Raw genomic sequence first — 25,463 nt, 5'->3', positions numbered from 1 at the left:
CGCAGGTGGCTGGCAGCAACGGGCCGCGGCTGCGCACCGTGCACCGACGCTGCGAGCAGCGGCTCCCGAGGCGGCATCGCCTCCCAGGCATGTGCCACCCGCGGGCAGGCGCTGCGCCCGGACCGGCTGTGCCCAAAAAACGCAAAGCCCCGCATGCGCGGGGCCTTGCCTTGACACGCTGGAGCTGGTGGGGACTCAGTCGCCCTGCTGCTTCTGCAAGTGCTCCCAACGCTCCTGCGCGTCGATGGTGCGCTCGGCGGTCAGGCGCGCTTCCAGGCGCTCCAGGCCGATCTCTTCGCCGGTGTCCACGCAGTAGCCGTAGTCGCCGGCGTCCAGGCGCTTGAGCGTGCTGTCGATCTTGCCGATCAGCTTGCGGTAGCGGTCGCGGGTCCGCAGTTCCAGCGAGTTCTCGGTCTCGCGGGTCGCGCGCTCGGCCTCGTCGCCGATGTCGCGGACTTCGTCGCGCAGGTTCTCGATGGTCTGCTTGGATTCCTCGACCAGGTCGGCGCGCCAGGTGAGCAGGCGCTGGCGGAAGTACTCCTGCTGCAGCGGGCTCATGTACTCCTCGTCCGCCGCCGGCTTGTAGCCCTTGGGCAGGATCGGACGGCCGGTGGCCTCGTCGGTCTTGTACTCGACCACCTTGTACTTGGCCGGCTTGGCCGGGGTGTTGGACTTGGCGGTCACGGCCACGGCGACCTTGCCGGTGGGCTTGGCGATCGGCGCCTTCGGGGTGGATTCGGACTTGGTGGGGGTCTTCGCGGAGGATTTCGAAACGGACACGGGATTCTTTTGTGGCGGGGTCGACGGCGCGGCGGACTTGGCGGCAACGGGCTTGGGGGCCGGTGCTGCGGCAGGCGCGGCGGGCTTGACCGGGACAGGCTTGGCCGCAGCCGGCTTGGGCGCCGACTTCGGTACGGAGGTGGTCACCGCGGGTGCGACGGGGGCGGTGGCCGGTTTGGATTTGGCGGGGGCGGCCGCGGCCTTGGCCACGGGCTTGGCCGCCGGCGTCTTCGCTGCCGGCTTGGCGGCGGGGGCGGGCTTGGCCGCGGCCTTGGCGGGCGCGACCGACTTGGCGGGCGCCTTCTTGGCCGGGGCTTTCTTGGCGGGAGCGGGCTTGGCCGGTGCAGCCGCGACCGGCTTGGCCGCCGGCTTCTTGGCCACGGCCTTGCTGGCCGATTTGGCCGGCGCGGACTTGGCCGCCGGCTTCGCGGGCGCGGCTTTCTTCGGCGGTTTGCTGGCGGCGGACACCGGCGCTTTCTTGGCGACGGGCTTGGCGGGCTTCTTGGCGGCCTGGACGGCCTTCTTTGCAGGTTTTTTAGCAGCCACGAACGCTCTTCCTTGGTCTTCCCGGGGCCCGGGAAAGCGGGCCTTTATAGCCTACCCTACCCCCCGCGGCAACAACGCGGCGTATACGCCGAGCGACCCGCCTAGTCGAGCACAGTGGCATATCATGGCGGTGTGATCGCCCGCGCTCTCATCGCCTTGCTGCGCCTGTACCAGCGCTTCATCAGCCCGCTGCTGGGGCCGCGCTGCCGTTTCGTGCCCAGTTGCTCGGCCTACGCGGTGACCGCCATCGCCCGTTTCGGCGCATTGCGCGGCGGCTGGATGGCCGCCCGCCGTGTCGGCCGCTGCCATCCCTTCCATCCTGGCGGGTTCGACCCGGTGCCCGACCCCACGGCGCCGCCACCCTGCCGCTGCCAAGGAAAACACTGATGTCCGCTTCCACACTGATCGTCAACGCGCGCCTGGTCAACGAAGGCCGCGAAACCCAGGGCGACCTGCGCATCGCCGACGGCCGCATCGCCGCGATCGCCCCGCAGCTGGCCGCGCGCGACGGCGAGACCGTGGTCGACGCCGCCGGGCGCTGGCTGCTGCCCGGCATGATCGACGACCAGGTGCACTTCCGCGAACCCGGCCTGACCCACAAGGGCGACATCGCCACCGAATCGGCGGCGGCGGTGGCCGGCGGCCTGACCAGCTTCATGGACATGCCCAACACCAACCCGCCGACGCTCGACGCCGCCGCGCTGCAGGCCAAGTACGACGCCGCGCGCGGCCGCGCCTGGGGCAACTACGGCTTCTACCTGGGCGCCAGCAACGACAACCTGGCCGCGATCCAGACCCTGGACCCGAAGACCGCGCCCGGCATCAAGGTGTTCATGGGCGCCTCCACCGGCAACATGCTGGTCGACAACCCGCAGACCCTGGACGCGATCTTCCGCGACGCGCCGACGCCGATCATCACCCACTGCGAAGACACCCCGACCATCGACGCGACCCTGGCCGCGTTCAAGGAAAAGTACGGCGATGCGCTGACCCCGGACATGCACCCTGACATCCGCTCGCGCGAGGCCTGCCTGAAGTCCTCGCAGCTGGCGGTGTCGCTGGCGAAGAAGCACGGCACCCGCCTGCACGTGCTGCACATCTCCACCGCCGACGAGCTGGCGCTGTTCACGCCCGGCCCGATCCAGGGCAAGCGCATCACCGCCGAGACCTGCATCCACTTCCTGCGCTTCGACCGCGCCGACTACGCCACGCTGGGCAACCTGATCAAGTGCAACCCGGCGATCAAGGACGCCAGCGACCGCGAGGCGCTGATCCGCGCGATTGCCGAGGACGTGATCGACGTGCTCGCCACCGACCACGCGCCGCACACCTGGGAAGAAAAGAGCAAGCCGTATGCGCAGGCGCCGTCCGGCCTGCCGCTGGTGCAGTACGCCCTGGTCGCGGCGCTGGAACTGGTCCACGAGGGCCGGCTCAGCGTGGCCCAGGTGGTGCACAAGTTCGCGCACGCGCCGGCGCTGTTGTTCGACGTGCACGAGCGCGGCTTCCTGCGCGAGGGCTACCACGCCGACCTGGTGCTGATCGACGACACCGCCTTCACCGTGCGCCGCGAGGACGTGCTGTCCAAGTGCGGCTGGTCGCCGTTCGAGGGCCGCAGCTTCCGCTCGAAGATCGCCGCGACCTGGGTCAACGGCGTGCTGGCCTGGGACGGGACCCGCCTGGTCGGCAGCCCCAACGGGCAGCGCCTGGCGTTCGACCGCTGATGCGCGGCGCCCTGGTGTCCGGCGCCGCACTGGCGCTGGTGCTGCTGACCGTACCGGTCGCCCCGGTACTGCACGCGCAGACGCCGGCCGCGGCCGCGGCCGAGGCGCGCAGCGTGTTCCCGCACAGCGCCTCGCAGGGCGCGCTGGTGATCGGCAAGGTGGCGCCGGGCAGCCGCGTGCAGTACGCCGGCCGCACCCTGCGGGTCAGCGACTACGGCAGCGTGGTGTTCGGCATCGGCCGCGACGAGCGCGGCCCGCTGCGCATCGCCGTGCAGCGCCCGGATGGCGGCAGCGAAACCATCGAGATCGCGGTGACGCCGCGCGACTGGCCGCTGGAACAGGTCAACGGGGTGCCGCCGAAGACGGTGAACCCGCCGCCGGCGATCGCCGAGCGGATCAAGCGCGAACAGGCCCAGGTCACCGCCGCGCGCGACCGCGACGACCCGCGCACCGATTTCGCCGCGCCCTTCATCTGGCCGGTGCAGGGCCGCATCAGCGGCCGCTTCGGCAACGCCCGGGTCTACAACGGCCAGCCTGGCGCCGGCCATTCGGGCATGGACATCGCCGTGCCCACCGGCACCCCGGTCAAGGCCCCGGCGGCCGGCGTCATCACCTTCGCCGCCCCGGACCTGTACCTGACCGGCGGCACCGTGCTGCTGGATCACGGCTACGGCGTCAGCTCCAACTTCCTGCATCTGTCGCGGATCGACGTGAAGGTCGGCGACCGCATCGCCCAGGGCCAGGTGATCGGCGCGGTGGGCGCCACCGGGCGTGCGACCGGGCCGCATCTGCATTGGGGGATGAATTGGTTCGATGTACGCATCGATCCGTTGTTGGTGCTGGAGCGTACGAAGCAGCCTTGAAGCGCTTGTGTATCAGGTGCACTGACGCGCGGCGGCGCGTTCATCAGATGAAATGACGTACAGCAGCGCATGCATTTTGTAGGAGCGGCTTCAGCGGCGACGGGCATTCCCGGGAACGCTCGTCGCGGCGGAAGCCGCTCCTGCAATCGCGGCGATACATCGTGCCGAGCGGCGGCAATGACGCGTTATTCGGGATGTCCCGACGTCGCTCCCACATCGGAACGCTGCGCGGCATCCACATCGCGCCGCGCCTGGAGCGGCGGGTCTTGGCGCAGGAACGCAAGCGGCGGCGGAGAGGTGCGCCGGCGCTTGCTCGAATGGCGGCGCGCGGCACGGGCGGTGTGGCGCGAGGCCGCACCCTCACCCCACCCCCTCTCCCGGTGGGAGAGGGGCTTGCTGCCGTTCCTTCTCCCGTCCGGACCGCGGCCCCCTTTGTGGAGAAGGTGCCCCGCAGTGGGGGATGAAGTGGCGCATGCAGCCTCGCGCAATGCGCTGGCGCGCAGCCTTTCCGCTACGCAGGCGTGACCACCTCCAGCAGCCGTCCCAGCACCACGTGCGATGGGCTGTTGGCCAGGTCCAGCGGCATCACCAGCTTGGGATTGGGATGCGGCAAGGGCGTTCCCGGGGCCTCTTCACCGGCTTCTTGCAGCAGCGTGCCGTTGTCGTCCACCTGATTGGTGACCGGCGGCAGCGGCGGCAGACCCAGCCCGGCACGGACCGCGTTGGCGCGGCTGAGCAGTTCGTCGTCGGCGACCGTGGTCAGCGCCGAGGCGGCCAGGCTGGCCGGGGCGCCCTCCACCGCTGCCAGGCGCTGCGCCACGTCGGCCAGGGCCTGCTGCCGATGCGGATGCAGCAGCTGCCACCCCTCTTCCCACAGCGCCTTCCAGTCCAGGTGCGGGAACGGCATATGGGTCGGCCCGCTGAGCACGATCTGCGGCGCCAGCCGGCCCGGCGGCGTCACGTCGCATTCGGCCAGCGCGCGGTACACCACCTCGCTGCACACCATGTGCGAAGGATTGTCGCGCACCAGGTAATCCAGCGCCTCGCGCACCACGATCCGCGCCAGCCAGTGTTGCGGCCACTTGCCGCGGATGGCGACCAGCAGGCCGAGCGTGGCCAGGCTGTCCAGCGGGTACGGCACGCCCAGCAGCGACTGCGCCTTGGCCAGCACGCTGGCGCGGTCGGTGTCGTCCAGCGCCACGCCGGCATAGCTGAGCGGCCGGTAGGCGTCGATGATGAGGTAGTCGGTGGTGTCGGTCAGCCGCTGCGACAGCGGATAGCGGCGCACGCCGCTGGCCGACGCCTCGATCAGGTCGCCCTGATCGGCGACGATGGCGGCATGGCTGTAGATGCTGTCGCCGCACCAGGCGATCAGTTCGGACACCGGGCCGCAGCCCAGTTGCAGCAGGATGTCGCCGACCTGCAACTGATCGGGAGCGAACGCGGGCAAAGCGGGCTGTGCAGTCATGGCTGAGGCTCCTGGTGGGTGACGCGGTGGGGGGTGGACACGCTGACGCGGTTGCGGCCGGCGGCCTTGCTGGCGTAGAGCGCGGCATCGGCCCGCTGCAACAGCGCCGCGACGCTCTCGCCGCGCTGCCATTGCGCCACGCCGACACTCAGCGTGCATGACAGCGCCTGGCCTTCGCGCGGCAACGGCTGCGCGGCCACGTGCTGGCGGATGTCCTCGGCCACGCGGCGCGCGGCCTCCAGGGTGGCGCCGGGCATCAGCAGCAGCATTTCGTCGCCGCCCTGGCGGCCGAGCGTGTCGGTGCTGCGCAGGCGCGCCCGCGCGCAGGCGGCGACCCAGCGCAGGCAGGCATCGCCGCTGGCGTGGCCATGGATGTCGTTGATGCGCTTGAAATGGTCGATGTCGATGTAGGCCAGCGCCAGCGGCCGTTCGCTGTGCGCGGCCTCCTGCAGCGCGTCGGCCAGGCGCTGCTGCAGGGCGGCGCGGGTGAGGATGCCGGTGAGTTCGTCCACCGTCGCCATGCGGCTGGCACGGTCGCGGTCGCGGCGCAGCTCCAGGATCTGCTCGGCCAGGCCGAAGGTCACCAGCAGGCAGGAGATCGCCAGGGCCAGGCTGATGCCGTGCGCCAGCACCGGCGCGGCCAGATCCAGGCGCAGCCAGCCGGTCAGCTCCAGGCAGCGCAGCACGCACAGCATCCACAACGGGGTCCACGAGGCCAGCAGCGGCCAGGCGTAGCGCTGCCCGCGCAAGGCCAGCAGCAGGCAACACGGCAGCAGCAGCGCTGCGCCGACGATCAGCCCGAGGTTGCCGAGCAGGCTCAGCACCGCCGCGTCCGACAGCAGGCAGGCGATGGCGATGACCAGCAAATACAGCGCACACAGCCGCAGCACCCGGTCCAGCCGCGGCAGTTGCCGCTGCATCTCCAGTTGCCGGCGCTGGAAGGTGATGATGAAGAAGCCGCCGAGCGCGGCGACGATGCGCATCGGCGTCGGCGAGGACGCGAACACGCTGGCCAGGCCGGGCACCGCGCGCGCCTCGCCGCCGAGGCCGAGCAGGTACAGCAGCACGCACATCACGTTGGCGGTGAAGTAGCCGTAGATCGACTCGCGCAGGCGCGCCCACAACGCGATCGCCAGGATCGCCAGCACCGCGGTCGAGCCGAGGATGAAGGCGCGCCAGCCGACGTAGTGCAGGTCCTCGCGCTGCACCTGCGCCAGCGGCACGATGCCCACCGGCATCGGCATCGCCGCCGGCGCATGCACCCGCAGCCAGATCGAGGCGCCGCGCGGCAGCCCCTGCGGCAAGGCGATCACCAGGGCGCGGGTGGAATAGCGCAGGTCGGCGTCGGCACCGTAGATCGCGCGCCGGATCGGCGCGGCGCGTCCCGGCACCCAGGCCTCGACCCGGGTCAGGTACGGCGACTGCAGCACCAGTTGCGGCTGGCCTTCGCTGCCGATCGCGCGGTCGGCGCGGATGCGCCACCAGGTGGGCTGCTTGCTGCGCTCGTACAGGGTCGCGCCATGGCCGGCATCGGCAAACGCGGCATCGTGGCGCCCCGCCACCACCTCCTGCGCCGGCGGGTCGGCGGCCAGCCGTTGCAACAGCAGTTCCTGCCCCAGCGCCGACCCGACCATCCCCAGGCACAGCAGCAGGCAGCACCAACGGCACAGGCGCTTCAATCGACGGGTTCCAAGTGGGATGGGCGTCGAGCGTAGCGCAAGCCGCGACGACGTTCGTATCCAAATTCACACCGCCATCACACCGAGACGCCGCATCGGCCTACATGCGCAGATCCATGCCGCAGTGCCGCGACGGGCTGGCGATCGACGGCCCGAAAGTGCGGCAACTCCCCTGCTCTCCCGGCGATCTGCGCCGTCGCTCAACGGCGAACGTGATGGAGACGGCACAACCGATCGCTGGCTGCGGCATCGGCCGGACGCGGTAGGCAAAGGCCCCTACCATCGCCGGTCCGCTGACGACGCCGTATCACGTGACCGGATGACACCGGTATCATTCCGAGCGTCGCCGCGGGCCCTTATCCTTGAGCGGAGGCTTTCCATGACCGTATCGCGCTGGTTGCTGCTTTCCTCCACCCTCGCCCTGGCGGCGGGGGTCGTCACCGACGCCCCGGCTGTGACCGGGACCGCGTCGCGCCCGCAACTGACCAGCAGCGAGGCGGCCAACCAGACCGTCGCCCGCCACCTGGCCCAGGCCGGCCCGATCGGCGCGCTGGTTACCGACAACTGGGATCCGAGCGCCGGGGTCGCGCTGCTGCAGTCGGACTACGCGGTGGCGGCCGACGGCAGCACCCGCTACCGCACCGTGCAGGCCGCGGTGGACGCCGCAGTCGCCGCCGGCGGCAGCATGCGCCGCTACATCAGCGTGGCGCCGGGCACCTACACCGAACTGGTCTGCGTCCCCGCCACGGCGCCGCCGCTCACCCTGTTCGGCCTCGGCGGCAGCCCGGCCAGCACCACGATCCGCTTCGGCAACGCCAACCCAACGCCCAAGCCCACCGGCAGCGCCACCCACCCCTGCGCCAGCAATGCCGCCAGCAGCACCGTCGGCACCTCCGACAGCGGCACCGTCACCGTACGCGCCGCGCAGTTCCAGGCGCGCAACCTGGCGATCGTCAACAGCTACGTCGAAGGCACCTACAGCGGCAGCAACCAGTCGGCGGTGGCGCTGGCGTTGCGCGGCGACAAGGCGGTGATTGAGAACGTGGTGCTGACCGGCAACCAGGACACCCTGCTGGTCAGCGCCGGCAGCGCCAACACGGTGATCCGCGCCTATTTCAAGGGCGGCACCATCGAGGGCGACACCGACTTCATCTTCGGCTCGGGCGTGGCGGTGTTCGCCGGCAGCACCATCCGCTACACCGCCGCGCGTCGTGGCGCCAACGATGGCGGCGTGATCTTCGCACCCAGCACCCGGCCGGGCAGCAGCTACGGCTTCCTCGCCGTCGGCAGCACCTTCGATGCGGTCGGCGCTCCGGGCAGCGGCACGGTATGGCTGGGGCGGGCCTGGGACGAGAGCGTGGGCAGCCTGTCCAACTACGTCGACGGCACCTCGCCCAACGGCAAGGTGGTGATCCGCGACTCGGCGCTGGGCGGCCACATCCGCAAGAGCGCGCCGTGGAACGCCTCGACCATCGGCCGGCCGTACTGCAGCAGCGGCTGCAGCACCTCGGCCAATCGCTTCTACGAGTACGCCAACAGTGGCGCCGGCAGCGCGCCCTGAGGCAAGGCCGCGGCGCGGGCTGGCGGACTCAGCCCAGCCCGGCCCACCAGGCGCGCCACAGCGTCGCCATCTGCCCCGGTGGCTTGGGCGCGGTGGCCGCCTGCTGCGCGATGCGCGCACGCGCCAGCGCCGACAGGATGCGTCGCGGCCGCGGCCCGCGCACGCGACGCGGCCACGGCTTCAGTAGCGCCTGTGCCCAGCGCTGGCGCTGCTGCGCTTCATCGCCGCCGCGCAGCGCCAGCGGCGCGGTGGCGGCGCCAGCCTCGGCCAGGCGCTGGGCCAGCACCTGCAGCGCGACCGGCACCGCGGCGCCGTCGGCCGGGCCATCGAACAACACGCGCTCGACCGCGACCACTGCCTGCGCGAACGGCTCCAGCCGCTCCAGCGCATGCGCCGTGTCGGCCGCGGCCGCGCGCGACTGCGGCAGGCTCGGCAAGGCCTCGGCCAGTTGCGTCCACGGCGCGGCCACCGGCTCCAGCACCCGGCCCAGCGGATGCCGCGAACGCTGCCCGGCCCAGCTGCGCAGCTCCTCGCCCCACCAGGCCAGCTTGGCGTCGGCCGGCAGCGGATCGCCGGCGATGTTGAGGATGTCGTCGAATTCCTGCAGCAGGGCGAACCAGGCCACGGTGCGGGCGCGCTGCGGCGCCGGCACGAAGGCCTCGGCCACGGCCCATTCCGGCCAACGGCGGCGCCATTTGTCGAGGAAGGCATCCAGGGCGGACGTACTGCTCATGCGGTCGGTGAATCCGGAGTCAAGCGCGCGCGACGAAGGCATCGCGCAACGGGGAAGTGGGCGCGGTTGTCGCGCAGAACGCGCAGTTTACGTGCGTGGCCGGTGGATGCCGAGCGGTGTCGGCGTGCAGGCGGCGACGCGGCGTTCGCGGCCTCCGCGCGGCGGCGTCGCCAACGCGGCGACAGCCCCTGTCTCAGGAAGCGACTGCGCTGACCGGCCAGGCCGCAGCGTCGTACAGCTCGGCCGGCGCGGCGACCATCGCATCGGCGCGCCAGGCCAGCGGGTCGTCCTCGTCCAGCCGGTAGCCCCACAGCACCGCGACCGAGGCCATGCCGGCGGCGCGCGCGGCAAGGATGTCGCGTTCGTCGTCGCCGACGTAGACCACCTCATGCGGCGCCACGCCCAGGCGCTGCGCCGCGATCTGCAGCGGCAACGGATGCGGCTTGCGCTCGGGCAGCGTGTCGCCGCCGATCAGCACCGCGCAGCGCCGCTCCCACTGCAGTTGCGGCAGGATCAATCGCGCCAGTGCCTCGGGCTTGTTGGTGACGATGCCCCACACGCGGCCCGCGGCCTCCAGCCGCTGCAGCAGCTCGGCGATGCCGTCGAACAACTGCGAATACCGGCCGATCAGCGCCTCGTAGTGGCGCAGGAACACCGGAATCAGCGCATCGCGCTCGGCCGCTGGCAGATCCGGAAACGCGACGCCGAGCATCGCCCGCGAGCCCTTGGACACCACCGGCCGCAACTGCGCCAGGGTCAACGCCGCGCGGCCCTGCTCGGCCAGCACCGCATTGGCCGCGGCCAGCAGGTCCGGCGCACTGTCCAGCAGCGTGCCATCCAGATCGAACAGCACCACCCGCGGAAACCCTCGCCGCGGCAGCGGCGCTTCCCTATTCCCCATTCCCGATTCCCGGCTTTGCAGCACACGCCAGGTAATTGACCTCGGTGCGCGAGGACAACCGCGCGCGGTTGCGCCACGGCTCGTAGGCCAGGCCGCTGACGTCGCGCAGCTGCAACTCGGCCTGGCGCAACCAGGCAGCCAATTCCGCCGGCTTGATGAAATCCTGATAGCGGTGGGTGCCGGTGGGCAGCAGCCGCGCCACGTACTCGGCACCGACGATGGCCAGGGCGAACGCGGCCGGGGTGCGGTTGAGGGTGGACAGGAACAGCTGTCCGCCCGGCTTGAGCAGGGTCGCGCAAGCGCGCACGATCGCCGCCGGATCGGGCACGTGCTCGAGCATCTCCATGCAGGTGATCGCATCGAAGCTGGCCGGCTGCGCCGCCGCCAGGTCCTCCACCGACTGCACGCGGTAATCCACCTCGACCCCGGATTCGAACTGGTGCAGGCGCGCGACCTTGATCAGTTCCGGCGACAGGTCGATGGCGGTGACCTGCGCGCCCTCCTTGGCCAGCGCCTCGCTGAGCAGGCCGCCGCCGCAGCCCACGTCCAGCACCGTCGCACCGCGCAGCGGCAGGCGCTCGGCGACGTAGCGCAGGCGCACCGGGTTGAGCGCGTGCAGCGGCTTCTGCGGGCCGTCGGCATCCCACCAGCGGGTGGCCAGGGCGCCGAACTTGTCCAGTTCGGCCTGATCGAAATTGGCGGAGGCGTTGGCGGCGGAAGCGGTCATGGCGGACTCTCGTTGGGGCCGCGCTCGCGGCGCGGCACGGCGAACATAGGGGATCAGGCGTGGACGCTGCGGATACGTTCGCGCCACTGCCGGGCATTGGCGACCAGCGCGTCGACGTCCATGTCCACCAGCACGCGCTGGCTCAGCTTGGGCTGGCCGGCGATCCACACGTCGCTGACCTGCTGCCGGCCGGTGGCGTACACCAGCTGCGACAGCACGTTGTGCAGCGGCTGGGTCTCCAGCGCCGACAGGTCCACGCAGATCAGATCGGCCTGCTTGCCCGGCTCGATCGAGCCGATCGTCTCGCCGAAGCCCAGCGCGCGCGCGCCGCCCAGGGTGGCCGCGCGCAGCGTGCTGGCCGCGTCCAGCGCGGTGGCGTCGTTGGCCACGGCCTTGGCCAGGATCGCCGCGGTGCGGTTCTCGCTGAACATGTCCAGATCGTTGTTGCTGGCGCAGCCGTCGGTGCCGATCGCCAGGTTCACGCCCGCACGCTGCAGTGCGCAGGCCGGGCAGAACCCGGAGGCGAGCTTGAGGTTGGATTCGGGGCAATGCACCACGCTGACCCCGCGCTCGGCGCACAGATGGATCTCCGCGTCGGTGAGCTGGGTCATGTGCACCGCGATCAGGCGGTCGTTGACCAGGCCCAGCCGGTCCAGCCGCGCCAGCGGGCGTTGCCCGTACTGCTTGAGCGAGTCGGCGATTTCCTGCGCGGTCTCGTGGGTGTGCAGGTGCACCGGCACCTCGAGCTGGTCGGACAGCATCCGTACCCGCTCGAAGTTGGCGTCGTTGACCGTGTACGGCGCATGCGGGGCGAAGGCGATGCCGACCAGCGGATCGTCGCGCCACTGGTCGTGCACCTCGCAGGCGCGCGCGAAGTATTCGTCGGAGGTCTTGGCCCAGGCGGTCGGGAAATCGATGATCACCGTGCCGACCCGCGCGCGGAAGCCGTGCTGCTTGTACACGGCGGCCTGCACGTCGGCGAAGAAATAGTTCTCGTTGGCGCAGGTGGTGCCGCCGCGCAGCATCTCGGCGATGGCCAGCGCGGTGCCGTCGGCGACGAACTCCGGGCCGATCACCGCGGTCTCCACCGGCCAGATGTGCTGCTGCAGCCACACCATCAGCGGCAGGTCGTCGGCGATGCCGCGCAGCAGGGTCATCGGGTTGTGCGTGTGCGCGTTGACCAGGCCCGGCAGCAGCGCCGCGTCCGGGCGCGAGACGGTGCGTGCGGGGGCGAAGCGCGTGCGCGCCTCGGCCGTCGGCAGCACCGCCACGATCTCGCTGCCGCGTACCGCCACCGCGTGGTCTTCGAGCACCACCGCATGCGGTTCGATCGGGACCACGTAGCCGGCTTCGATCAGCAGGTCACAGGATTCGGGAATGGAGGTCATCGCAGGGGCTCTAGAAAAGGAAGGATCACGGTGCCGGTGCCGCCTGGGCCTGGCGGATGCGCCGCTGGTACACGCGCATCACCCCCCACTGCAGCAGGAAGATCGCCAGGAAGCCGACGCGGCCCAGCCAGGGCGCGGCCATGCCCACGGGGATGCACAACGCAAACACCACCGGCGACACCGCCGCACGCAGCTTCATCGCCTGCGCCTGCAGCGGGCCCAGCCGCTGCGCCAGGCCTTCCTTGCGCACCGCATAGGCGTGCAGCCAGACCCGGCCAGGCCGATCGCGGCCAGGTGCGCGCAGTACACCGAGAAAGCCTCGTGACTGCCGAAATAATCCGAATACAGCGCGGTGGAGAACGGCAGCAGGCCGATCAGCAACAGCTGCAGCACGTTGAGCCAGATCAGCCGGTCGTCGAACTGGCGGATGTGGCGGCACAGCTGCAGGTGCGACTTCCAGAACAGCGCGGTGACCAGGAAGCTGACCGCAAAGCCGATGAACAGCGGCAACATCCGGTGCAGGGCAGCGAGGATGCCGCCGGCGGCCTCGACCTCGGCGTGTCCCGGCACCTTGATTTCCACCGCCAGCAAGGTGATGGCGATGGCGAAGACCGCATCGCTGAAGAACACGACCCGATCGTGCGGGTACTTGCTGTCGGCGCTGTCGGCGTGGCTGGTGGTCACGGGGTTTCCTTGGGAGCGAGGTGGTCCTTCACCGCCGCGCGGCGCTCCGGCGCATGGCGCTGCCTCGCCGCCGCACGCCAGCGCGTGCGCATGCCCGCGGCCGGCGGCGGCCGCGGGCACGTCGCCTTACTTGACGCGCGAGACGTATTCGCCCGAGCGCGTATCGACGCGGATCACTTCCTCCTGGCCGACGAACAGCGGCACGCGCACCACCGCGCCGGTCTCCAGGGTCGCCGGCTTGCCGCCGCCACCGGAGGTATCGCCGCGCACGCCCGGGTCGGTCTCGACGATCTTCAGTTCGACGAAGTTCGGCGGGGTGACCTGGATCGGCGTGCCGTTCCACAGCGTGACCACGCAATCTTCCTCGCCCTTGATCCACTTGGCGGCGTCGCCGACGCCGGCCTTGTCGGCCTGCACCTGCTCGAAGGTTTCCTGCTGCATGAAGTGCCAGTACTCGCCGTCGCTGTACAGGTACTGCATGTCGGTGTCGACCACGTCGGCCGCTTCCACGCTGTCGGTCGCCTTCATGGTCATTTCGACCACGCGCCCGGACTTGATGAAGCGGTACTTGACGCGGGTGAACGCCTGGCCCTTGCCGGGCTTGACGTATTCGGTATCGGTGATGATCGCAGGCTCGCTGTTGACCAGGATCTTCATCCCGTTCTTGACGTCGTTCATGCCGTAGCTGGCCATCTGAAACTCCTCGGGTAAGGCAAACCCGCCGCGTTCGGCGGCCGGCCGGATAGAATGGAAGCTCCGCCGCAACGGCGGGCGCTCGTGTGATGACCGCCTATGATAACCGCAGCCCCCCGCCCGATGCAGCCGTTCCCGCCCCTGCCCACCGCCGCGCCGCCGCGCTGGCAGCAGGCCTGGCGCGATGCCGTGCGCGATCCGTGCGAGCTGCTGGCCCTGCTGGACCTGGATCCGCAGGCGCTGGGCGTCTCCGAACAGGCTGCGACGCAGTTCGCGCTGCGCGTGCCGCGCAGCTTCGTCGCGCGCATGCGCCCGGGCGATCCGCACGATCCCCTGCTGCGCCAGGTCCTGCCGATCGACGACGAGCAGCGCCGGGTCGCCGGCTTCTCGCTGGATGCGGTCGGCGACACGGCGGCCAAGAAAGCCGACGGAGTGATCCACAAGTACCGCGGCCGCGCCCTGCTGGTGGCCACCGGCAGCTGCGCGGTGCACTGCCGCTACTGCTTCCGCCGGCATTTCCCGTATGCCGACGAGACCGCTGCGCGCGACGGCTGGCGCACGGCGGTGGCGGCGATCGCCGCCGATCCCAGCATCGAGGAAGTGATCCTGTCCGGCGGCGATCCGCTGTCGCTGGCCACGCCGAAACTGGCCGAACTGACCGAGGCGCTGGCGACGCTGCCGCAGCTCAAGCGCCTGCGCATCCACAGCCGCCTGCCGGTGGTGCTGCCCGAACGCGTCGACGCGCCGCTGCTGGCCTGGCTGCGCGCGCTGCCGTGGCCACTGGCGTTCGTGATCCACGCCAACCACGCCAACGAATTCGACGCCGGCGTCGATGCCGCGCTGGCGCGCCTGCGCGAGGCCGGCGCGCAGCTGCTCAACCAGGCGGTGCTGCTGCGCGGAGTCAACGACAGCGTGGAGGCACTGGCCGCGCTGAGCGAGCGCAGCTTCGCCGCCGGCGTGCTGCCCTACTACCTGCACCAGCTGGACCGGGTGCAGGGCGTGGCCCATTTCGAAGTGGACGACGCCACCGCACTGGCGCTGCACCAAGCGCTGGCCGCGCGCCTGTCCGGCTACCTGGTGCCGAAGCTGGTGCGCGAGATCGCCGGCGACACCGGCAAGCGCCCGCTGCTGCCCTGACCCGCGTGACGACGGTCGCCGCGCGCGCGGCGGCCGCAGGCCGCGGTGCCGCGGCAGCACTCAGGCATCGGCCGGCGGCGCGTCCTCGCTGGCCAGCAACTGGCGGAATTCCTCCGCGCTGAGCGGGCGGCTGAGCCAGAAGCCCTGCCCCAATTCGCAGCCGCGCTCGCGTAACAGCTCGAACTGCGCCTCCTGCTCGATGCCCTCGGCGACCACGGTGATGTCCAGCGAATGCGCCATGGCGATGATCGCGGTGGTCAGCGCCAGATCGTCCGGATCGCGCTGCAGGTCGGCGACGAAGCTCTTGTCGATCTTGACCCCGTCCACCGGGACCTGGCGCAGGTGGCTCAGGCCGGAGAAGCCGGTACCGAAGTCGTCCAGCCAGACCTTGACCCCGGTGCGGTGCAGCCGCGCCAGCATGCTCGCCGCCTGCAGCTCGTCGCCGATCACCGCGGTCTCGGTCAGCTCCAGGTGCAACTGCGCCGCGGGCAAGCCGGAGTCGCGCAGGCAGTCGGCCACCAGTTCGGGCAGATCGCCGCTGCGCAACTGCCGCGGCGAGACGTTGACCGAGACGAACAGGTCGCGGCTGCCGTCGGTACGCCGCCACTGGGTGGCCTCGCTGCAGGCCGCGCGCAGCACCTTGGGACCGATGCTTTCGATCAGCCCGCTCTGCTCGGCCACATCGATGAACACCGTCGGCGAGATCGTGCCCATCGCCGGATGCTGCCAGCGCAGCAGCACCTCCACGCCGACCATGCGCCGGTCCTGGGTGCGGAAGATCGGCTGGTAGACCAGCTTGAGTTCGTCGCGTTCCCAGGCGCCGCGCAGTTCGTGCTCCATGTGCACGCGCCGCTCCACCGCATAGTCCATCGCGCGGCTGTAGAAACGGTGGCAGTTCTTGCCGGCCAGCTTGGCCTGGTACATGGCGATGTCGCCGTTCTTCAGCAGCGCCGAGGCGTCCTCGGCATCGCCCGGGTAGACGGTGATGCCGATCGAGGTGCCCATGAACACCTCGCGGCCCTGGATCCGCAGCGGTTCGCGCAGTTCCTGCACCAGCCGCTGCGCCAGCGCGGTGGCGACCTTGGCCGCCTGCGCATCCTCCACCAGGATCACGAACTCGTCGCCGCCGAAGCGCGCCAGCAGCGCGTCGTCGCCGCCCAGTTGCTCCACCGCCAGCTGGATGCGCCGCGCGAACTGCAGCAGCGCTTCGTCGCCGGCCTCATGGCCCAGGGTGTCGTTGATCCGCTTGAAATCGTCGATGTCGGCGAACAGCAGCGCCAAGCGGCGTTGCGAGGCGCGTGCCGACAGCATGCGGTGGTCCAGCGCCTCGCGGAACGCGAGCCGGTTGGTCAGCCCGGTCAACGCATCGGTGTAGGCCATGTGCCGTACGTCGCGGTCGTGCCGGGCGATCGCCTCGCTCATGCGCCCGAACGCGCGCAGCAATTCGCTGACCTCGTCGTGGCGGCCGCTGTCGCGGCGCTCCACCGCGTAGTTGCCGGCCTCGATCTGGCGCGCCGCCGCCGCCATCCAGCGCAACGGCGCCACCAGCGTGCGCTGCACGTACACCGTCACCATCGCCGCGGTCAGGCCCAGGGCGGCCAGCAACAGCAGCAGCCAGCCGAGGTGGCGCTTGCCCAGCGCGCCCAGGCGCTGATCCAGGTTCTGCCCGGCCTTGCGCTCGTATTCCTGCGCCCGCGCCCAGGACATGCCCACCCGCACCCCGCCCACGCGCTGGTCGCCGATCATGATCGGCATCGACACGTCGAGGAACTCCGGCGACTCCTGCGCCAGCAGGCCCTTGGCGCGGATCGCGGCGTCGGCCATCGGCCCGCGCATGCGCTGGCCATAGTCGAGTAGGTCCTCGCTGCCGTCGTGGATCAGCCGCCCGTCGGCGTCGTAGACCAGCACATAGGCCACCGCGACGTAGCCGAGCGCGCCGCGCACCTGGGTGCCGATCGCGTCCAGGTCGGAGTAGTACACCGGGTTGGTCAGCGAGTCCGCCAGTTGCCGCGCCAGCGACTCGCCACGGGTGCGCATGCTGCTGTCGAACAGGTCGTGGATGGCATTGCCGCTGAGCGTGCGCACCTCGTGCTGCATCGCCGCCTGGCGCTCCAGCAGCAGGGCCAGGATCGCCATCACCAGCAGCGCAGCCACGCCCATGGCCAGCAGGAACCTGGCCTGCAACCCGAAACGCATCGTCTTCATTCCACTTCCAGCCTCACCCGCGCCACACCGGCACGCAGCGTGTCCAGGCGTTTCTGCGACGCCGGATCGATCGGGTAGAAACCGGAGGTGCCGAAGAACTGGCGCAGCGCGGCGCGTCCCTGCGGGTCGTCGGCGGCGTGCAGCAGGACCTCGCGCAGGCGCGTCTCCACCTCGCTCGGCAGGTCATTGCGGACCATTTCGATCGCACGCGGATACGGCTCGCTGCGGTAGATCACCCGGAAGTCGCGACGGAACGCCGGCGGAATGCGGCGGTCGTCGTCCCAGTCGAGATTGCTGAACGCCCCGGCATCCACCAGGTGCTTGTGCACGAAGGCGGCGATGTTGAGTTCCGAGCGCGCGAACACGTAGCCGACCGTCTCGGCCGAGGGCTGGTCCTTGGTCGAGAGCAGGATCTCAGGGTGCAGGCCGTGCTCGAACAGGGTCATCATCGGCACCATGTAGGCGCTGGTGGACAGCGCGCTCTGCAGGGCCAGCGTGCGTCCCTTCAGGTCCGCCAGGTCATGCACGGGCCCGTCGCGGCGCACGAAGAACACGGTGTGGTACTGGCGTACGCCGTTGCGCTCGGTCAGCAGCAGCGGCTTGGCGCCGCCGCGCTGCTCCAGCGCCATCGCCGTGGCGGCAGTCTCGGTGACCCAGTCGATGCGGCCACGGCGCAGGTAGCTGCTCATCTGCTGGCTGTCGCGGGCCATCAGGATCTGCCCGGAGGTGATGCCGACCTCGCGCATGCGCGGCACCACGTAGTCCAGCAGCGGCTTGAGTTGCTCGTAATGGGCCTTGGGGTTGTCGCTGATGCGCCCCAGCACCAGGACCGAGGGCCGCGCGTGCGCGGACGCGGGCCAGCAGATCGCCAGCGCCAGCCACACCACGACCACCCGCCAACGCGAACTGGACAAACCACGATCCCCAAGTAGACCTTGCAAAGCCTAGCCGAAAGCGCATGCCGGTGACAGCGTCACAGAATGGCGCCTGCCGCGCGTGCGGCAGACCCCAGGCGAACGCGCCGCGACGCGCGCCGCGATGGGGCCGTCGCGCCCTGCCCGGCCTCAGTGTCCGGCCTGTCCGGCGAGCCGCGCCATCCGCTGCGCATCGGACAGCACGCCGCGCAGCAGGCGCACTTCCTGCTCGGTCAGCTCGGTGCGCAGGAACAGCCGGCGCAGTTTGCGCATCGCCGAGTCCGGGGCGCGCCCCTTGTGGAAGTCGATGTCGTCCAGGGTCTCGGCCAACTGCCCGAACAGCCCTTCCACCTGCGCATGGCTGGCCGGCGCCTCACGGAAGCCCGGGGCCGGCGCCGGCGCCGGGGCGGCGCCGCGCAGTTGCGCCAGGCGCAGTTCGTAGGCCAGCACCTGCACCGCCGCCGCCAGATTGAGCGAGCTGAATGCCGGATCGGAGGGAATGTGCACGGCCGCGTGGCACAGCTGCAGTTCCTCGTTGGTCAGGCCGGTGCGCTCGCGTCCGAACACCAGCGCCACTTCCGCCGGCTCGGCGCTGACCGCGGTCAGCCGCTGCGCGGCATCGGCCGGCAGCAATTCCTCCAGCGACACGCGGCGGCTGCGCGCGGTGCAGCCCAGCACCAGCCGGCAATCGGCCACCGCGTCGGCCAGCGCCGGCAGCACCGGCGCCTGCTGCAGCAGGTCCTCGGCCCCGGCAGAACGCCGGTAGGCCTCGGTGTCCAGTTCGCACTCCGGCGCCACCAGCACCAGCCGCGACAGGCCCATGGTCTTCATCGCGCGCGCCGCCGCACCGATGTTGCCGGGATGCTGGGTCCCGACCAGGACGAAGCGGATACGCAGGGAATCGGTCATGGCGGCACGGCAGACGAAGCGAACGGGGGTGTAGATGGTAAACTGCGCGGCCGGCCTTGGCGCCGGACTGCTCTTTTCCTCCTCCAGACCCACCTCCGCCTTCTCGGGAGCGCTTGCCATGCAAAAACCCGCCGTCACCGTCATGGTCAAGGCCGCCCGCCTCGCCGGCAACGTCCTGTTGCGCCACATCAACCGCCTGGAAGCGCTGAACGTGGTGCAGAAGGACCGCATGGACTACGCCAGCGAAGTCGATGCCGATGCCGAGAAGGTGATCGTCAAGGAGCTGCGCCGCGCCTACCCCGATTACGGCGTGATGGGCGAGGAAAGCGGCGTGCAGGGCGGCGGTCGCTACATGTGGGTGATCGATCCGCTCGACGGCACCAGCAACTACCTGCGCGGCTTCCCGCACTACTGCGTGTCGATCGCCCTGGTCGAGAACGGCGAGCCAGTGGACGCGGTGATCTTCGATCCGCTGCGCAACGAACTGTTCACCGCCAGCCGCGGCAACGGCGCCGTGCTCAACGACCGCCGCATCCGCGTCAGCGAGCGCAAGGAACTCAACGGCGCCATGGTCCACACCGGTTTCGCCCCGCGCGAGCGCAAGCGCGCCAGCCCGCAGCTGAAGTGCGTGGACGCGCTGCTGGTGCAGGCCGAGGACATCCGCCGCACCGGCTCGGCGGCGCTGGACCTGGCCTACGTCGCCTGCGGTCGCAGCGACGCCTACTTCGAAGCCGGGGTGAAGGCCTGGGACATCGCCGCCGGCGTGCTGCTGGTGCGCGAGGCCGGCGGCCGCGTCACCGACTTCAAGGGCGGCACCCTGGGCCGCATCGACGACCGCGGCCCGCCGCAGTTCCAGGTGGTCGCCGGCAACCTCAAAGTCGGCGATGCGCTGCAGAAGCTGATCGCCAACACCGGCTACGCCGGGGAGTTCGACGCGAAGTTCTGAGCGCGGGGCCGCACGGCGGCCCTAGCCACTGCCAGCGGCGCGCCAAGCCGGTGCGTTCGGCCCGCCGGCTCGGCATCTCCCCTACTGCCGGCGCAACAGATAGACCGACTGCAGATACAGCAGCAACTGCAGCGTATTGAAGCCGGCGCCGCTCAGCGCGTCGGCGACGGGCCCTTGCAGCAACTGCGGCCCGCCGATGACCAGCAGGCCCAGCACCACGGGATTGCCGCTCAGCGCGAACCAGCGCGGATAGGCGCTGCGGCCGCTGGCCACGACCAGTGCGAACGCCAGCAAGCCCAGCGCCGTGCAGGCCACCGACGGCACATAGACGATGAGCAATGCCTGACGGAATTGGCCGGCCAGCGCCAGCAACGGCGGGTGTGCCGCCGCATCGGTCAGCAGCAGCGTCTGGTACACCGCGCCGACGAAGTAGAACGCCGCATGCGCCAGCGGCGACCAGGCATAGCCGAGCAACAGCAGCACCGCCGCCGGCAACGCCCAGCGGCGCCCGGCCGGGCGCAGCCCACGCCACAGATGCCAGTTGCCGGCCAGGTACAAGGGCAGCGCGAACACCGGCAACAGCGCACCGGCGAGCAGCCGCCAGCGCGGCACACCGACCAGGCGCTCGGCCATCTCCGCATCGATCTGCGTGGCGTAGTGCTGGAACAGCAACGGGAACTGCGCCCGCGCCGCGACCTGGCCGACGACCAGCACATCGCCCGCGATCCAGGCCAGAGCGCCAAGTACGCCGGCCCAGCCCGCCCACGCCACCCAATCGCGCTCGCCGGCTGCCGCGCTCACGACTGCGCCCTTTTCGCTGCCGCGCCGGACCGGCGCAGCCACCACCAGCATCCGGCGCCGACCAGCAGCGGCGATGCCGCCAGCGCAAAGCACAGCCGGTCCAGCGCCCCTTCGGCCAGCAACATGCCGACGATGCCGCCGACCGCCGCCAGCGCCAGCACCGCCAGCAGGCACAGCGCGCGCAGACCGGTCATGGCCGGCCTGCCCGCACGCCCGCCGCTCGCAGCGATCCGGTGCCCGCCGGCATCGCCGGCGCACGCCGATGCCGGCGCCGGCGGTCCCACCACAGCCAGGCGCCGTTGGCGGTGACGAACAGGGTCAGCCAGGCGCACAGCGTCCACAGCAGCTTCAGCGGTAGGCCGCCGTAGTCGCCGAAATGCAGCGGCTGCGCCAGCGCGATCGCCTTCAGATAGCCCGGCAGTTCCACCACCGCCGGCACCTGGCCGCTGGCCGCGTCTACCAGCACCACCCGGAACAGCCGCTGATCCAGCCCCTGCCCTGCGACCAACACCGTGTAGTGACGGTCGGTGGAAAATTCCGTCTGCGGGAAGACGATCGAGATCGCATGCCAGCCGCGCGGCATCGCCGCCAGCGCCGCGGCCTGCGCACGGTCCACATCGACTGGCGGCCGCAGCCGGTCGACCGCCGGGCCGGCATGGCGGCGCTGCAGCGCGACCAGCTCGGTGCGCTGCCACACACTCTGCGCCAGCGTGCCGAAGCCCAGCAGGAAACCGCTCAGGCCGACCGTCAGCGCCCAGCCCATCACCACCACGCCGAGCGTGTTGTGCAGATCCAGTTGCCGCAACCGCGGCCCACGCCCGCGCCGCAGCAGCCCGAACGCCACCTTCTTCACGTGCGGCCAGTACACCACCACGCCCGACAGCAACGCGATCAGCACCAGCAAGGCGACCAGCGCGCCGAGCAGTTCGCCGGGCAGCCCGAGGAACCAATGCGCATGCAGCTCCAGCAGGAAGCCGGTCAAGGTCCCGGTCTGTCGCGTCGCCGCGTCGGTCACCGGCCGTGCATCGGCCAGCCGTGTGTAGCGCATCCGGTAATGGTCGAAACCGCGTTCGTCCGCCGGCGCGGTCACCAGCAGCGCCACCCCCGGATGCGCCTGCGGATCGAGGCCGATGCTGAGCACGCGCTCGCCGGGGAACGCCGCCAGCACGCTGTCGACCGAGCGTGCCAACGGTAACCGCGGCGCGCGATCGGCGCCATGCGCCTCCGGCACCGTGCCCAGCGCCGCATCGATCTCGTCATGGAAGATCAACACCGTGCCGCTCAGGCACAGGATCAGGAACGGCAGCGTCGCCACCAGGCCGCACCAGCGGTGCAGCCACAGGTTCAGCCGAAGCCAGCGCGAGGCGCCGACGGCGTCAGGAGCGCCCACGCGACGGCGGCGCATCAGCGGAAATCCACGCGCAGACCGGCATACCAGGTGCGTGGCTCCGGCATCGTGCCGGTGTTGTAGGCCGAGTACGCGCCGGCCTTGGCATACACATAGATCATCAGCGGATCACGATGATCGAACAGATTGTTGACGCCGGCGAACAGGTAGACGTTGCCCAGGTGGTAACCACCGCTGGCTCGCCCCAGCCAATACGGACCGATCCGCGCCAGCGGCGTGTTCTGCACGTCGGAGTAATACGCACCGCTGTGCCGAAGGTCGAGACTCAGATCCAGGCCGGACGCGCCGCGCCAACTGGCGCCGATGCCGCCGGTGACCCTCGGCGCATTGGCGAAGGCGTTGCCCCGGGTGCCCCAGCCGGCATCGTGGGTAATGCGCGTGCGCAGCAGGCCGAGGTTGGCATGCAGGTCGAAGCGCGACGTGGCCAGCCAGCGCAGCCCCACCTCGGCGCCGGCGTTGTGGGCACGTCGCGCATTGCGGATCACGAACTGGTAATAAGGCTCGGTGCTGGTCAGGAATGGCAGTTGCAGCCCGCGGTAGTCGCCGTGGAACAGATTGCCGTTCACTTGCAGCCTGCCCTCGGCCAGCTCGCCGCGCACATACAGTTCGTAGTCGCGCACATATTCCGGGGCGTAGCGGTAGATCGTCGCCTGCGGGTAGCCGAGGGTCACCCCGCCACCGCCGGCGTTGTAGCCGCGCTGGGCGAGCAGGCCCACGGTCCACGCCGCACTCGGGTGCCAGGCCAGGTCGAGCTTGGGCAGGAAGGTGCGCCAGGCCTCGTCGAAATCCAGGGCGATGTAGCGCGCGGCATCGCCGCCATCGCGGCGGTGGCGTTCGCGCTCATAACGCGCGCCTACCGTCAGCTCCAGGCGCTCGCTCAGCGCCAGCGTCGCTTGCGCATAGACCGCCGCGGTGTCCACGCGGTCGTGGAAGCGCTCGTCGAACGGGTAGTCGATGCGCTCGTCCTGTCGCGCGCGGAACAGATACAGCCCGACCAGCCCACTGAAGACCGAATCGCCGCGCGCCAGCACCAGGTTCGGCTCCAGGGTGTACTGGGTGGCGTGCAAATCGGCGATTCCCAAGCGCGGCATCGCCTCGCGATCGACATGCAGGTCGGTTGCGGTGAACAGGCTGTGGAACGCGAGCCGTTCGCCGAGCGGCCACAGCGTGTCGGACAGCAAGGCGTTGGCGCGGGTCCGGAACACCGGCATCTGTGGCGTGCTGGCGATGCGGGAGGTGTAGGGAAAACTGGTGGTCTCCGATTGCGGCGCAATCGCGTCGGTATGTTGCAGGGTGAGCAACTGGCGCACGCCGGGAAGCGCCTTGGGCGTGTACAGCAGCTTGGCACGGACGTCGCGGGTCTCGAAGCGCCCCGGGCGGCTGACCCCCCGGTAGCCGCTGTAGGCCAGAGCGCTGTCGTGATGCTGCACGTCGGCCGCGGCGCGCAAGGCCAGTTCGTCGGCCAGCAGCGGTGCATTGAAATACAGCGCGCCCTGGTAATGCGCCAGATTGCCGGCGGAGAACAGCACTGCGCCCTCCGGCACGAAGACCGGATCGTGGGTCTTGATCGCCAGCGTACCGGCGATGGCATTGCGTCCCTGCAGCAGGCTCTGCGGACCGCGCAGCAGTTCGGTCTGCTCCACGTCCCACAGACCGCTGCTGCCGAACACGATCTCGTTGAAGCTCAGCGGCCGCCCGTCCAGGGTGATACCCAGGCGTGGACGCGAGCCAGCAAAGTAGGCATCGACGCCGACCGCCGCGCCGGAGCCGTCGATCCCGCGGATGGCCGGCGCAGCGTTGTCCTGGCCCAGATACACGACGTTGGCCGCCGCGCCGAACACGTCGCGGCTGCTGAAGAAGCCGCGCCGACGCAGTTCCTGCTCGCTCAGCACATCGGCACTGGTGGCGGTGTCGTGCTGCGCGCGCGCCTGCTTCTCAGCCGTCACCACGATGCGCGTCAGCGTGGTCGTCTCGCCCCGGTCGGCCGACTGCGCGGCAGCGCCACAGCAGGCCAGGCCGGCGACGACCGCGCAGGCGAGCGGTACCGGGCGAAATGCGGGGAGGCACGACAGGGGACGTCGCGCGCGTGCAGCGAGCAGCATGGAGGACCTCATCGGGACGGTGGACTGGCTCGCGACAAGGGACGCTGGCGACTCCCGCTAGCCTAGCGCCGAGGTGGCAGCACGCGCTTTCGCGCGGCGCAATCCTGCTTTCGCGCGACGCAATTTTTGCGCCGTGCGCTCACTGCGGCGCGGGCGGACGCCGTCTTGCCGCCATCGGCGGATGCCCGAACCGGCGCTTGTAGGCGGTGGCGAAGGCCGCCGGATTGGAAAAGCCGACACGGCGACCGATCTCGGCCGCCGCCATGTCGCCTTGCTGCAGCAGGGAGCGCGCCATCAGCAGGCGTTGCTCGCGCACGTAACCGAAGACGGTGGTGCCATGCACGTACTTGAAGTTGATCTGCAGCGTGGTCACGTTCACGCCGACCAGCCGGGCCAGCGCCAGCGTCGACGGCGGCGCGGCGATGCGTGCGTCGAGAATGGCGCGGGCCAGCATGGCCTGTTCGTAGCGGCGCTTGCCGATGCGCGGAACCTGGTGGTGCTCCTGCGTCAGCAGCGCCGCCACCTCCGCCACCAGGGCAAGCGCGCTGCTTTCGAGGAACAGGCGGCCCAACGAACCGTCGTACGGACACTCGAGGATCTGCCGGGCGATGTCGAGCAGCCGCGGCGAACGCGCCAGCGTCGTGGTGCGGTAGTCGGTGTCGGCGAACGCGCACAGCGCGGCCAGATTGTCCTCGGCCAACTGCGCACCGAAGCGTTCGAAGAACGCCGGCTTGAGCATGAAGCCGGCATCGCAGCTGCGATGCGCGCGAACGACCTCCGGCCGTTCGACATGCACCTGCCCGGCATGGCCGATCAGCACCGGCCGCTCCAGGCACTTCGCGACCACGGCATGCTGGTCGATCCGCATCTGCTCGGGCTCGCCCGCGAGCAGGATGCTGCAGCTCAACGCGGGCCCGGCGTGCAGCTGCGCTGCGCCTCCTTCGAGATGGAGGACGTCGCTGGCGGTGACGATCAGCCCGGGCTGCACCTCGTGCATCAGCAAGCGCCCGGAAAGCCACGGCGTGCGCAGCACACGCGCGGACATGTCGACCGGCGTCAGTTCCACCGCAAGGTCGGCAGCGCACCGCAGCAGGCGCTCGCCAGTGAAACGCTCCTGGATATCCCAAAGTCCGGTCGCCATCGCGCGCACCCGTTGTTTCGCGTTCGCCGCAAATGATACGCAGCCGCATCGGCGGCGCAACTGCAGATGTCCACGGCTGCGTGGCGCCACGATGCGCGCTGCGCGCTGCGCGCAGCCGCCCCTTCGAGCGGCTGCGGCACCACGCGGCTGACAACA

The 25,463-nt window shown here is 70.6% G+C and carries 24 protein-coding genes; 6 read left to right on the top strand and 18 right to left on the bottom strand.

Annotated features, from left to right (window positions below; translation table 11 throughout):
• Nucleotides 1-195 precede the first annotated feature (195 nt).
• Nucleotides 196-1,326 (bottom strand): RNA polymerase-binding protein DksA, encoded by a 1,131-nt coding sequence (dksA, locus tag M3U25_RS03760; RefSeq protein ID WP_355500051.1) that lies wholly within the window; start codon nt 1,324-1,326, stop codon nt 196-198.
• A 114-nt stretch (nt 1,327-1,440) separates the two neighbouring features.
• Here dksA and yidD point away from each other — a divergent pair, with 114 nt between their 5' ends.
• Genes yidD through M3U25_RS03745 form a run of 3 tightly spaced genes read left to right on the top strand, consistent with a single transcriptional unit; the run spans nt 1,441 to nt 3,910 of the window.
• A complete protein-coding gene (yidD, locus tag M3U25_RS03755) occupies nt 1,441-1,713 on the top strand; it encodes a membrane protein insertion efficiency factor YidD (protein ID WP_106407029.1) in 273 nt (90 codons plus the stop codon).
• Nucleotides 1,713-3,047 carry a dihydroorotase gene (locus M3U25_RS03750; protein WP_355500054.1) on the top strand — a complete coding sequence of 445 codons (1,335 nt, stop codon included), beginning with the start codon at nt 1,713-1,715 and terminating at the stop codon, nt 3,045-3,047. Before yidD ends, M3U25_RS03750 begins: the two co-directional genes overlap by 1 nt.
• Nucleotides 3,047-3,910 (top strand): M23 family metallopeptidase, encoded by an 864-nt coding sequence (locus tag M3U25_RS03745; protein WP_355500057.1) that lies wholly within the window; start codon nt 3,047-3,049, stop codon nt 3,908-3,910. Before M3U25_RS03750 ends, M3U25_RS03745 begins: the two co-directional genes overlap by 1 nt.
• Before the next feature lie 511 nt (nt 3,911-4,421).
• On the opposite strand, the gene M3U25_RS03740 is transcribed toward M3U25_RS03745, so the two are convergent.
• A complete protein-coding gene (locus M3U25_RS03740) occupies nt 4,422-5,378 on the bottom strand; it encodes a hypothetical protein (RefSeq protein WP_355500060.1) in 957 nt (318 codons plus the stop codon).
• The gene (locus M3U25_RS03735) at nt 5,375-7,057 is read right to left on the bottom strand and encodes a diguanylate cyclase (RefSeq protein WP_355500063.1); all 1,683 of its coding nucleotides are present in this window, start codon (nt 7,055-7,057) and stop codon (nt 5,375-5,377) included. The genes M3U25_RS03740 and M3U25_RS03735 overlap by 4 nt, the downstream gene beginning before the upstream one ends.
• Nucleotides 7,058-7,436: 379 nt before the next feature.
• On the opposite strand from M3U25_RS03735, the gene M3U25_RS03730 reads away from it, so the two are divergent.
• Nucleotides 7,437-8,618 carry a putative acyl-CoA thioester hydrolase gene (locus tag M3U25_RS03730; RefSeq protein WP_355500066.1) on the top strand — a complete coding sequence of 394 codons (1,182 nt, stop codon included), beginning with the start codon at nt 7,437-7,439 and terminating at the stop codon, nt 8,616-8,618.
• A gap of 28 nt (nt 8,619-8,646) precedes the next feature.
• Here the strand turns inward: M3U25_RS03730 and M3U25_RS03725 are convergent, their stop codons facing one another.
• The 7 genes from M3U25_RS03725 to efp form a co-directional block, all read right to left on the bottom strand.
• Nucleotides 8,647-9,351, bottom strand: a complete 705-nt coding sequence (locus M3U25_RS03725; RefSeq protein ID WP_355500069.1) for a phytoene/squalene synthase family protein — start codon at nt 9,349-9,351, stop codon at nt 8,647-8,649.
• A gap of 193 nt (nt 9,352-9,544) precedes the next feature.
• Nucleotides 9,545-10,252 (bottom strand): phosphoglycolate phosphatase, encoded by a 708-nt coding sequence (locus tag M3U25_RS03720; RefSeq protein WP_355500071.1) that lies wholly within the window; start codon nt 10,250-10,252, stop codon nt 9,545-9,547.
• The gene (ubiG, locus tag M3U25_RS03715) at nt 10,242-10,979 is read right to left on the bottom strand and encodes a bifunctional 2-polyprenyl-6-hydroxyphenol methylase/3-demethylubiquinol 3-O-methyltransferase UbiG (RefSeq protein ID WP_242159784.1); all 738 of its coding nucleotides are present in this window, start codon (nt 10,977-10,979) and stop codon (nt 10,242-10,244) included. The genes M3U25_RS03720 and ubiG overlap by 11 nt, the downstream gene beginning before the upstream one ends.
• Before the next feature lie 53 nt (nt 10,980-11,032).
• Nucleotides 11,033-12,367, bottom strand: a complete 1,335-nt coding sequence (locus tag M3U25_RS03710) for a TRZ/ATZ family hydrolase (RefSeq protein WP_242159783.1) — start codon at nt 12,365-12,367, stop codon at nt 11,033-11,035.
• 25 nt (nt 12,368-12,392) lie between these two features.
• A complete protein-coding gene (locus M3U25_RS03705) occupies nt 12,393-12,566 on the bottom strand; it encodes a hypothetical protein (RefSeq protein ID WP_355500075.1) in 174 nt (57 codons plus the stop codon).
• Nucleotides 12,563-13,051 carry a TMEM175 family protein gene (locus M3U25_RS03700; RefSeq protein ID WP_355500078.1) on the bottom strand — a complete coding sequence of 163 codons (489 nt, stop codon included), beginning with the start codon at nt 13,049-13,051 and terminating at the stop codon, nt 12,563-12,565. The genes M3U25_RS03705 and M3U25_RS03700 overlap by 4 nt, the downstream gene beginning before the upstream one ends.
• 126 nt (nt 13,052-13,177) lie before the next feature.
• The gene (efp, locus tag M3U25_RS03695; RefSeq protein ID WP_010343528.1) at nt 13,178-13,744 is read right to left on the bottom strand and encodes an elongation factor P; all 567 of its coding nucleotides are present in this window, start codon (nt 13,742-13,744) and stop codon (nt 13,178-13,180) included.
• Nucleotides 13,745-13,843: 99 nt separating this feature from the next.
• Here efp and epmB point away from each other — a divergent pair, with 99 nt between their 5' ends.
• Nucleotides 13,844-14,881 carry an EF-P beta-lysylation protein EpmB gene (gene epmB, locus M3U25_RS03690; RefSeq protein WP_355500082.1) on the top strand — a complete coding sequence of 346 codons (1,038 nt, stop codon included), beginning with the start codon at nt 13,844-13,846 and terminating at the stop codon, nt 14,879-14,881.
• Between the two features lie 60 nt (nt 14,882-14,941).
• On the opposite strand, the gene M3U25_RS03685 is transcribed toward epmB, so the two are convergent.
• The 3 genes from M3U25_RS03685 to M3U25_RS03675 form a co-directional block, all read right to left on the bottom strand.
• The gene (locus M3U25_RS03685; protein ID WP_355500085.1) at nt 14,942-17,086 is read right to left on the bottom strand and encodes an EAL domain-containing protein; all 2,145 of its coding nucleotides are present in this window, start codon (nt 17,084-17,086) and stop codon (nt 14,942-14,944) included.
• Nucleotides 17,083-17,973, bottom strand: coding sequence for a phosphate/phosphite/phosphonate ABC transporter substrate-binding protein (locus tag M3U25_RS03680; protein WP_355500391.1), 891 nt, complete (start codon nt 17,971-17,973; stop codon nt 17,083-17,085). Before M3U25_RS03680 ends, M3U25_RS03685 begins: the two co-directional genes overlap by 4 nt.
• A 177-nt stretch (nt 17,974-18,150) precedes the next feature.
• The gene (locus tag M3U25_RS03675) at nt 18,151-18,909 is read right to left on the bottom strand and encodes an RNA methyltransferase (protein ID WP_242159779.1); all 759 of its coding nucleotides are present in this window, start codon (nt 18,907-18,909) and stop codon (nt 18,151-18,153) included.
• A gap of 118 nt (nt 18,910-19,027) precedes the next feature.
• On the opposite strand from M3U25_RS03675, the gene M3U25_RS03670 reads away from it, so the two are divergent.
• Nucleotides 19,028-19,855, top strand: a complete 828-nt coding sequence (locus tag M3U25_RS03670; RefSeq protein WP_242081165.1) for an inositol monophosphatase family protein — start codon at nt 19,028-19,030, stop codon at nt 19,853-19,855.
• Nucleotides 19,856-19,936: 81 nt separating this feature from the next.
• Here M3U25_RS03670 and M3U25_RS03665 read toward each other — a convergent pair whose 3' ends face one another.
• The 5 genes from M3U25_RS03665 to M3U25_RS03645 form a co-directional block, all read right to left on the bottom strand.
• A complete protein-coding gene (locus M3U25_RS03665) occupies nt 19,937-20,656 on the bottom strand; it encodes a DUF6796 family protein (RefSeq protein ID WP_355500089.1) in 720 nt (239 codons plus the stop codon).
• Nucleotides 20,653-20,850, bottom strand: coding sequence for a hypothetical protein (locus M3U25_RS03660; RefSeq protein WP_242081167.1), 198 nt, complete (start codon nt 20,848-20,850; stop codon nt 20,653-20,655). The genes M3U25_RS03665 and M3U25_RS03660 overlap by 4 nt, the downstream gene beginning before the upstream one ends.
• The gene (locus M3U25_RS03655; protein WP_355500091.1) at nt 20,847-22,061 is read right to left on the bottom strand and encodes a PepSY-associated TM helix domain-containing protein; all 1,215 of its coding nucleotides are present in this window, start codon (nt 22,059-22,061) and stop codon (nt 20,847-20,849) included. Before M3U25_RS03655 ends, M3U25_RS03660 begins: the two co-directional genes overlap by 4 nt.
• Nucleotides 22,061-24,166, bottom strand: a complete 2,106-nt coding sequence (locus M3U25_RS03650) for a TonB-dependent receptor (protein WP_355500093.1) — start codon at nt 24,164-24,166, stop codon at nt 22,061-22,063. Before M3U25_RS03650 ends, M3U25_RS03655 begins: the two co-directional genes overlap by 1 nt.
• A gap of 139 nt (nt 24,167-24,305) precedes the next feature.
• On the bottom strand, nt 24,306-25,397 hold the full coding sequence (locus M3U25_RS03645; RefSeq protein WP_355500095.1) for an AraC family transcriptional regulator: 1,092 nt from the start codon (nt 25,395-25,397) through the stop codon (nt 24,306-24,308).
• Nucleotides 25,398-25,463: the final 66 nt, after the last annotated feature.

Origin of the sequence: Xanthomonas sp. PPL134, assembly GCF_040595915.1 — a bacterium.
Classification (GTDB): Bacteria; Pseudomonadota; Gammaproteobacteria; order Xanthomonadales; family Xanthomonadaceae; genus Xanthomonas_A; species Xanthomonas_A indica.
This window is presented reverse-complemented; position numbering and strand designations above follow the sequence as displayed.

Coding starts and splice junctions, on each gene's coding strand:
- M3U25_RS03685 (WP_355500085.1), bottom strand. CDS start 17,086: ATGAAGACGATGCGTTTCGGGTTGCAGGCCAGGTTCCTGCTGGCCATG.
- M3U25_RS03670 (WP_242081165.1), top strand. CDS start 19,028: ATGCAAAAACCCGCCGTCACCGTCATGGTCAAGGCCGCCCGCCTCGCC.
- M3U25_RS03725 (WP_355500069.1), bottom strand. CDS start 9,351: ATGAGCAGTACGTCCGCCCTGGATGCCTTCCTCGACAAATGGCGCCGC.
- M3U25_RS03730 (WP_355500066.1), top strand. CDS start 7,437: ATGACCGTATCGCGCTGGTTGCTGCTTTCCTCCACCCTCGCCCTGGCG.
- M3U25_RS03650 (WP_355500093.1), bottom strand. CDS start 24,166: ATGCTGCTCGCTGCACGCGCGCGACGTCCCCTGTCGTGCCTCCCCGCA.
- M3U25_RS03705 (WP_355500075.1), bottom strand. CDS start 12,566: ATGAAGCTGCGTGCGGCGGTGTCGCCGGTGGTGTTTGCGTTGTGCATC.
- M3U25_RS03710 (WP_242159783.1), bottom strand. CDS start 12,367: ATGACCTCCATTCCCGAATCCTGTGACCTGCTGATCGAAGCCGGCTAC.
- M3U25_RS03750 (WP_355500054.1), top strand. CDS start 1,713: ATGTCCGCTTCCACACTGATCGTCAACGCGCGCCTGGTCAACGAAGGC.
- M3U25_RS03675 (WP_242159779.1), bottom strand. CDS start 18,909: ATGACCGATTCCCTGCGTATCCGCTTCGTCCTGGTCGGGACCCAGCAT.
- M3U25_RS03720 (WP_355500071.1), bottom strand. CDS start 10,252: ATGGGGAATAGGGAAGCGCCGCTGCCGCGGCGAGGGTTTCCGCGGGTG.
- M3U25_RS03745 (WP_355500057.1), top strand. CDS start 3,047: ATGCGCGGCGCCCTGGTGTCCGGCGCCGCACTGGCGCTGGTGCTGCTG.
- M3U25_RS03655 (WP_355500091.1), bottom strand. CDS start 22,061: ATGCGCCGCCGTCGCGTGGGCGCTCCTGACGCCGTCGGCGCCTCGCGC.
- efp (WP_010343528.1), bottom strand. CDS start 13,744: ATGGCCAGCTACGGCATGAACGACGTCAAGAACGGGATGAAGATCCTG.
- epmB (WP_355500082.1), top strand. CDS start 13,844: ATGATAACCGCAGCCCCCCGCCCGATGCAGCCGTTCCCGCCCCTGCCC.
- ubiG (WP_242159784.1), bottom strand. CDS start 10,979: ATGACCGCTTCCGCCGCCAACGCCTCCGCCAATTTCGATCAGGCCGAA.
- M3U25_RS03660 (WP_242081167.1), bottom strand. CDS start 20,850: ATGACCGGTCTGCGCGCGCTGTGCCTGCTGGCGGTGCTGGCGCTGGCG.
- M3U25_RS03740 (WP_355500060.1), bottom strand. CDS start 5,378: ATGACTGCACAGCCCGCTTTGCCCGCGTTCGCTCCCGATCAGTTGCAG.